General features: G+C 63.0%; 7 protein-coding genes. 2 read left to right on the forward strand and 5 right to left on the reverse strand.

The genetic code is table 11. The features are described 5' to 3' along the window. From MAXJ12_RS11480 to MAXJ12_RS11490, 3 genes are all read right to left on the reverse strand, one after another. Positions 1-174 (reverse strand): CDP-alcohol phosphatidyltransferase family protein (locus MAXJ12_RS11480; RefSeq protein WP_008836026.1); only part of this gene is annotated, 174 nt, incomplete at its 3' end. Between the two features lie 93 nt (positions 175-267). Further along, positions 268-2,271: an excinuclease ABC subunit UvrC gene (uvrC, locus tag MAXJ12_RS11485; RefSeq protein ID WP_050898815.1), complete on the reverse strand. Its 2,004-nt coding sequence runs from the start codon at positions 2,269-2,271 to the stop codon at positions 268-270. A 74-nt stretch (positions 2,272-2,345) separates the two neighbouring features. Continuing rightward, positions 2,346-3,110, reverse strand: coding sequence for an SDR family oxidoreductase (locus MAXJ12_RS11490; RefSeq protein WP_008836028.1), 765 nt, complete (start codon positions 3,108-3,110; stop codon positions 2,346-2,348). Between the two features lie 393 nt (positions 3,111-3,503). On the opposite strand from MAXJ12_RS11490, the gene MAXJ12_RS11495 reads away from it, so the two are divergent. Further along, positions 3,504-4,169: an outer membrane protein gene (locus MAXJ12_RS11495; RefSeq protein WP_008836029.1), complete on the forward strand. Its 666-nt coding sequence runs from the start codon at positions 3,504-3,506 to the stop codon at positions 4,167-4,169. A gap of 65 nt (positions 4,170-4,234) precedes the next feature. Here the strand turns inward: MAXJ12_RS11495 and MAXJ12_RS11500 are convergent, their stop codons facing one another. Both MAXJ12_RS11500 and MAXJ12_RS11505 read right to left on the reverse strand, forming a co-directional pair. After that, positions 4,235-4,831: a glutathione S-transferase family protein gene (locus MAXJ12_RS11500; RefSeq protein WP_008836030.1), complete on the reverse strand. Its 597-nt coding sequence runs from the start codon at positions 4,829-4,831 to the stop codon at positions 4,235-4,237. Between the two features lie 89 nt (positions 4,832-4,920). Next, positions 4,921-5,643 carry a winged helix-turn-helix transcriptional regulator gene (locus MAXJ12_RS11505; RefSeq protein ID WP_008836031.1) on the reverse strand — a complete coding sequence of 241 codons (723 nt, stop codon included), beginning with the start codon at positions 5,641-5,643 and terminating at the stop codon, positions 4,921-4,923. 192 nt (positions 5,644-5,835) lie between these two features. On the opposite strand from MAXJ12_RS11505, the gene MAXJ12_RS11510 reads away from it, so the two are divergent. Further along, entirely contained in the window at positions 5,836-7,008 is a 1,173-nt protein-coding gene (locus MAXJ12_RS11510; RefSeq protein WP_008836032.1) for an acyl-CoA dehydrogenase family protein, read from the forward strand. Positions 7,009-7,112: the final 104 nt, after the last annotated feature.

Consider the following 7,112-nt stretch of genomic DNA (forward strand, 5'->3'; position numbering starts at 1 on the left):
ACCGTCGAGATAATCGGTCACGCTGGCGGCGATGAAAATCGCAAGCGCGCTCCAGCGGGCGAATTCACTCGACTGCAGCCGGCCTTCCAGAAAAAAGCACAGCACCACCATCGGCACGGCAAGGATTCGCGCATAGGTCAGTATATTGGGAAGATTGAATGCGCGCTTGCCCATGTTTTTCCGCAATTCTCCAGATCCAGAGATACTCAAATCAGATGCCTCCGTGCGGGGTCAATCATCGAAAAGTGATGAGCCAGCGCAATTGTGTCAATTTTCGTGGAAGTGATTGTAGACCAACTTCGCAATCGATTCCGAAATTCCGTCGACGGCCATCAGATCGTCCACCGCGGCGCGGCTCACCGCCTTGGCTGTTCCGAAATGAAGGAGCAGCGCGCGCTTGCGGCCCGGCCCGATGCCGCTGATCTCGTCGAGCGGGTTCTTCACCATCTCCTTCTTGCGCCGGGCGCGATGCGAGCCGATGGCGAAGCGGTGCGCCTCGTCGCGCAGGCGCTGCACGAAATAGAGCACCGGGTCGCGCACCGGCAGCGAGAAGGATTCGCGTCCCTTGACGAAGAAGCGCTCGCGGCCGGCATCGCGGTCCTGCCCCTTGGCGACGCCGATCGCGTGAACCCGGTCGGCGATGCCGAGATTTTCCAGGATCGAGCGAACCGCGCTCATCTGCCCCTGCCCGCCATCGATCAGGATCACGTCGGGCCACGCCGGGAAGCCGGATCCATTGACCTCGTCCGAATCGCTTTCGCCGGTATCGCCTGTCTCGCCATGCTCCTTCAAAAGCCGCGAAAAGCGCCGCTCCATCACCTCGCGCATCATGCCGAAATCGTCGCCCGGCGTGATCTCGGTCGAGCGGATATTGAATTTTCGATATTGGTTTTTCACGAAGCCTTCCGGCCCGGCCACGATCATCGCGCCGACGGCGTTGGTGCCCATGATGTGCGAGTTGTCGTAGACCTCGATGCGTACCGGCGGCTTTTCCAGCCCGAACGTCTCGGCCATCCCGGCCAGAAGCCGCCCTTGCGTCGAAGTTTCGGCGAGCCTGCGGCCGAGCGCCTCCCGGGCGTTCTGGACGGCGTGGTCGACAAGGTCCTTCTTTTCGCCGCGCTGCGGCACGGTGACGGCGACCTTGTGGCCCGCGCGCGTCGCAAGCGCCACCGACAGCAATTCCTGGTCTTCGACCGCGTGCGACAGCAGAATCAGCCGCGGGCACGGCTTGTCGTCATAGAACTGAGCCAGGAACGAGCCGAGCACCTCCGCCCCCTCCAGCGCGGGATCGGCCTTGGGGAAATAGGCGCGATTGCCCCAGTTCTGACCGGTGCGAAAGAAGAACACCTGGATGCAGACCTGCCCGCCCTCCTGGTGGATGGCGAACACATCGGCTTCCTCGATCGATTGCGGGTTGATGCCCTGATGGCTCTGCACATGCGACAGCGCCGCCAGCCGGTCGCGGTAGACCGCGGCGCGCTCGAAATCGAGATCTTCCGCGGCCTCCTGCATGGCAGCCGAAATCTCGGTCTTCACCTTCTGGCTGCGGCCCGACAGGAAGTCCTTAGCCTCCGAAACCAGCTCGGCGTAGTCGGCAGCGGAAATCTCGCCGGTGCAAGGACCTGAGCAGCGCTTGATCTGGTAGAGCAGGCAGGGCCGCGTGCGGCTCTCGAATACCGAATCGGTGCAGGTGCGCAGCAGAAACGCCCGCTGCAGCGAATTGATGGTTCGCCCGACCGCGCCGGCCGATGCGAAAGGCCCGAAATAGTCGCCCTTGCGGGAGCGCGCGCCGCGATGCTTGAAAATGCCGGGCGAGGGATGATCGCCTGTCAGCATGATATAAGGAAACGACTTGTCGTCGCGCAGAAGCACATTGAAGCGCGGCCGCAAGCGCTTGATAAGATTAGCTTCGAGCAGCAGCGCCTCGACTTCGGTGCGGGTCACGACGAATTCCATCGTCGCGGTCTCGCGCACCATCCGGCCGATGCGGTTGGTGTGGAACCGGCCCTGCGCATAATTGGTCACGCGCTTCTTCAGGCTGCGCGCCTTGCCGACATAGAGAACGTCGCCGGCCGCGTTCATCATCCGGTAGACGCCCGGCGCGTTGGGCAGACGCTTCACCAGCGTCTGGATGACCTCCGCGCCGACCATGCCGTCGGCGTCGCCGGCATGCGCGCTCCAGTCGATCGCGGTGAACGGCACATCCGGTCCGGCAACGGGGGACGCTTGGACCGCAGGCTCGTCGTCCTCCTCGACGTCATGGCCGGGCATATAGCCCGCTATGTCGCCGCCTGCCTTGTCGCCGCGCGGAATCGGCGGCCTCTTTATCGTATCGTCCTTGACTGTCATTCCGCCATGCCTGTCACATCCGGCGTCTGCCACGCAAGGTGCTGGCCGCCATCTATGGCGATCATCTGGCCGGTCACCGAGCGCGCGTCCCAGAGATAGCGGATCGTGGCGCCGAATTCCGAAAGCTCCGGTCCCCGCCCAAGAATCAGGCCGTCGACCTGGGCGGTGAAATCCCGAGGCTGCTGTCTCACATTTGCGAGCGTTGGCCCCGGACCGATCGCGTTGACCCGGATGCGCGGCGCCAGTGCCTGCGCCATCGTCCGCGTCGCCGCCCACAATGCCGATTTCGACAGTGCATAGGAGAAATAGCGTGGCGTCGGCTTCCAGACGCGCTGGTCGATGATGTTGACGATCAGGCCCTCCTCGCCCACGGGAAGTGCTGCCGCGAACCGCCCGGCCAGCAGTACCGGCGCCTTGACATGCACGGCGAAATGCCGGTCCCAGGCAGCCCAGTCGGGATCCGTCGCTGTATCATCCTCGAAAACCGAGGCGTTGTTGACGAGCAGCGCCACCGGCCCGACCGCGCGTTTGGCGGCTTCAAGCAATCCGCCAGCCTCCGCCATGTCGGTCAGGTCCGCCGCTACCACTTCCGCCCGGCCGCCGCCGTCGCGAACTGCGCGAGCCAGAGCGTCGGCCTCTGCCCGCGATCGGTTGCAGTGGATGGCCACGGCAAAGCCGTGCGCGGCAAGATCTTCCACGATGGCTTTGCCTATGCGTTTGGCCCCGCCGGTCACCAGTGCTGTCTTGCGGGCTTGCGCCATTGTCGAAATCCCGATGCGATGCCCCGGCGGCGGTTTCGTTAAATTCCGGTTCGTTCTTTTGGCGGCAATGTGGCGAAGAGTGCGATCCGGCGCTGACGCCGCCGCGGAGCAATGAGTCTCCGCCGCAATATAGGTCTCGCGAGGCCTTGCACCAAGCCGGGTTCCAGTCGGCGTCGGCAAAGCTCCTGACAGGCTTGTTGCGCATGTGCAACGCCACGCTTCCGCCTCATTGGCGCCGGGGAATGACCCGATTTCTGGTAAGCTCCAGCCGCATTTGGCCCCGAAATTCGGATCGGTGAGGCGCCGAGCCCGTTTATCCTCCCCGCGGGCAGGGGCTCTTATCGAACGAACAACCACAGTCTGTCGTGAGTGCGCTGTGGCAAGGAGTAAAAAATGAAAAGCAAACTGAATCTCGCGTGGCCTGCGGCTACCGCTTTGGGGCTCATCGCCTTCATGGGCATGAACGCGGCAAACGCCGCCGACGTCATCATGGAAGAGCCGCCTGCACCGGCGCCAATCGCGGAACTGCCGGTGGCTTCCTGGGCTGGCCCCTATGCCGGTCTCAGCGCCGGCTATGCCTTCGGTGGCGAATCCGAAGATGAGGCAAACGGCAATTCGATCGACACCGACGGCTTCGTCGGCGGCGCTTTCGCCGGTTACAACTGGGAAACCGGCGGCATCGTGGCCGGTGTTAAAGCCGATGTCGGCTACAGCGGCGTCGAAGGCGAAAATGCCGGCACTGAAGTCGAATCCGGCATCGAAGGCTCGCTGCGCGCCCGCCTCGGCTACGTTGTGACCCCGGACGTGCTGCTCTACACCACCGCTGGCGGTGCCGCGAAGCAGATGGAAGTCACCGAAGGCGGCGTCTCGGATGAGAATACGATGGTCGGCTGGACGGCCGGCGTCGGTACCGACGTCAAGATCACGGAGCAAGTGTTCGGCCGCGTCGAGTATCGCTACACCGACTATGGCAGCCAGGAGTTCGCCACGGGCACCGGTTCGGGCGATGTCGATGCCAAGGATCACCGCGTCACATTCGGCGTTGGTATGAAGTTCTGATCGGCATATAGCGACCAAAAAAAGCCGGGCGTTTCGACGCCCGGCTTTTTTCTGTCCTCTTAAAGTCAGGCCGGAACGTACTGCTTCAATTCCGGAAACTTCTCGTCGAAGCGTGCAGCCCAGCGCTTCAGCTTGGATCTGCCCTTCTCCCACTGCCCGGGGAAGCGCAGGTCGATATAGCCGAGGCAGGCGCGTAGCGCGATATGGCCGGCGGTAATCTTCTTGGGCAGCTTCGGCGGGCTGGCGTTCAGGAGGTCGAACGCGCGCATCGCCTTCGACCATTGCAGGTCGAGCCACGGCTGGTGCACTTTTTCGGCAGGCCGCAAGCGCCGCTCGTAGACATGGGCGAGCAGGCTGTCGCAGACGCCGTCTGCCAGGGCTTCCAGCATCTCGGCCTCCAGCCGCTTGGCGGGATTGCGCGGAAACAGCGCATTGCCCGACAGGCGGTTCAGGTACTGCGTGATGGTTCGGCTGTCATAGATCCCCAGCCCTTCGTCGGTCACCAGCGTCGGGATCTTGCCGAGCGGATTGGGACCCGTCAGTTCAGGCGGCTGCGAATTCGTATCGACCACTACCGCTTCCAGCGGAATGCCGGCATATGCCGCCGCCATGCGCACCTTGGCGCTGTAGGGGGATGTCGGCGAATAGAGAATTTTGGGCATGCAGGCCTCGCTTCTGGGTTTCGGGCGCAACGCTATTGCCGACTTTCGCCAACAGCAACGGCGAACAGCGTTCATCCCGTCAGGATTTGCTAGGCCAGTTCTGAAAATTTGCCGGTCGGATCAGGAACGCGCCGGCTCTCCACGGCGAAGGGGCTGAGACCGAGCCATCGCTGCATGGAATTCGCGATCGACGGTTCGCCGTCCAGTTCGAGGCGTCCGGCCTCGATCTCCGCGCGGACCACAGTCAAACCCATCCATATCGCAGTCATGACCTTCAGCGAACACCTGACAAGGAGGTTCAGTTCGTAGCCCGGGTCGAAACCGCAAAGATCGACGTTCCCGTCCTCGATCACCAACCACCAGTTCTGCCGCGCAGTCGGCAATTCGGGGTACTGAAACTGAATCGTGCACCGCTCGGGCGGCAGGGGCTCGGGATTGAGCTTGCGCCGCATGTCCCACATCAGCAGGGACGGGTCGAGATTCTTCAGCGACAGGGTCGATTCAACCCATCGCTGGCCCCAGAATCCCATCGCCATCACGATCGGGCGAAGCTCTTCGCCGGCAGGCGTCAGACGGTATTCGACAGATCCCCCGGCGCTGCGAACGGTCGCGATGACGCCGCCTTTCTCGAGTTCTTTCAATCGCTTGGACAGCAGGGATGGCGACATGCGGGGAACCCCGCGCCTCAAATCGTTGAAACGCGTCGTGCCGGACAACAGCTCACGCACGATCAGCGCCGTCCACCGCGTGCACAGTATTTCGGCAGCCATCGCCACCGGACAGAACTGCCCATATCCGCCACGTTCTTCCATGCCCGCTCCCTTTGAAAGCAATTTTTAGTCGACGATACGCCTCGGCGGCGCTCCTGCCAAGTTGACTTGCAGCATAGCGAAAGCCCGTGCGGCGATATCGCTATGGTGATACAGTTACTGAACTAGACCGGATGCCGTCCCCGGCGCAATTCTTCCGCAGTGTCTGAAAATACAACCAGGGAGGAATAAACCATGAGCACTACGGGACTTGCTGTCGCCATCAAAACTGAACAGGCGGATCCGCCCGCCACCGACTTCGTTGCAATCGCTTGCTCGCTCGGCCCGCAACTTGCCGCGCGCGCCGCCGACGCCGACGAGAATGACCGCTTCGTCGCGGAAAACTACAAATCCCTCAAACAAGCCGGCCTCGTCGAAGCAGCGGTGCCGCGCGAACTCGGCGGCGGCGGCGCGGAAGTAGCGGAACTCGCAGCCATGCTACGCGAATTGGCGCGCCATTGCGGCTCGACCGCCCTCGCCTTCTCCATGCACACGCACCAGGTCGCCATTCCCGCATGGCGGTGGCGTCATCAAAAAGTTGTCGCCGCTGAACCGCTGTTGAAACGGGTCGCCAGCGAACGCCTCGTTCTCCTGTCGAGCGGCGGCTCGGACTGGATCGCCGGCTCCGGGCAGGCCGTCAAGGTCGAAGGCGGCTACCGGATTTCGGCGCGGAAAGTGTTCACCTCCGGCGCTGAAGCAGGCGACATCCTGATGACAGGTGCAATCGTGCGGACGGAGGGCGAGCCCGATATGGTCATCCACTTCCCGGTGTCGATGAAGGCGCCCGAAGTGAAAGTCGTCGAGACCTGGCGCACGCTCGGCATGCGCGGAACCGGCTCCAACGACGTTGTGATCGAAGGCCTGTTCGTTCCCGATGCAAGCGTCGCCATTACGCGGCGCAGCGGCGAATGGCATCCGCTGTTCCAGATCATCGCGACCATCGCGTTCCCTCTGGTCTATTCGGTCTATCTCGGCGTGGCAGAAAGCGCCCGCGACATAGCGATCGAACTCGCAAAGAAGAGACCGGCCACCCATCACGCCATGGATCTTGCCGGGCGGATGGACACCGCATTGCGCGCGGCCCAGCTTGCGCAGCGGCACATGATAGAAGTCGTCGAGCGCAATGCGCCATCGGCGGATACGATCAATGAGTCGATGATCGGCCGCACTCTAGTCGCCCGGCACGCGATCGAGGCCGTCGAACTGGCGATGGAACTCGCCGGCGGCGCGGGTTTCTACCGGAGCCAAGGTCTCGAGCGGCGTTTCCGCGACGTACAGGGTGCGCGCTACCACCCGCTGCAGTCGGGGCCGCAGGCGGAATATGCCGGCGCAACGGCGCTCAGCCTACCAACCGCAAATATCTTCTAAAGGCACGCGTGCGTGTTGAGATTCAGGTCAAGCCGGTTTGACCTGAATCTCACCGCACCGGCGGCATCACCACCTTGTCCAGCCGGCAGGCGCGGCGGGCCACC

Origin of the sequence: Mesorhizobium alhagi CCNWXJ12-2, from assembly GCF_000236565.1 — a bacterium.
Taxonomy (GTDB): Bacteria; Pseudomonadota; Alphaproteobacteria; order Rhizobiales; family Rhizobiaceae; genus Allomesorhizobium; species Allomesorhizobium alhagi.

Coding starts and splice junctions, on each gene's coding strand:
- uvrC (WP_050898815.1), bottom strand. CDS start 2,271: ATGCCCGGCCATGACGTCGAGGAGGACGACGAGCCTGCGGTCCAAGCG.
- MAXJ12_RS11490 (WP_008836028.1), bottom strand. CDS start 3,110: ATGGCGCAAGCCCGCAAGACAGCACTGGTGACCGGCGGGGCCAAACGC.
- MAXJ12_RS11495 (WP_008836029.1), top strand. CDS start 3,504: ATGAAAAGCAAACTGAATCTCGCGTGGCCTGCGGCTACCGCTTTGGGG.
- MAXJ12_RS11505 (WP_008836031.1), bottom strand. CDS start 5,643: ATGGAAGAACGTGGCGGATATGGGCAGTTCTGTCCGGTGGCGATGGCT.
- MAXJ12_RS11510 (WP_008836032.1), top strand. CDS start 5,836: ATGAGCACTACGGGACTTGCTGTCGCCATCAAAACTGAACAGGCGGAT.
- MAXJ12_RS11500 (WP_008836030.1), bottom strand. CDS start 4,831: ATGCCCAAAATTCTCTATTCGCCGACATCCCCCTACAGCGCCAAGGTG.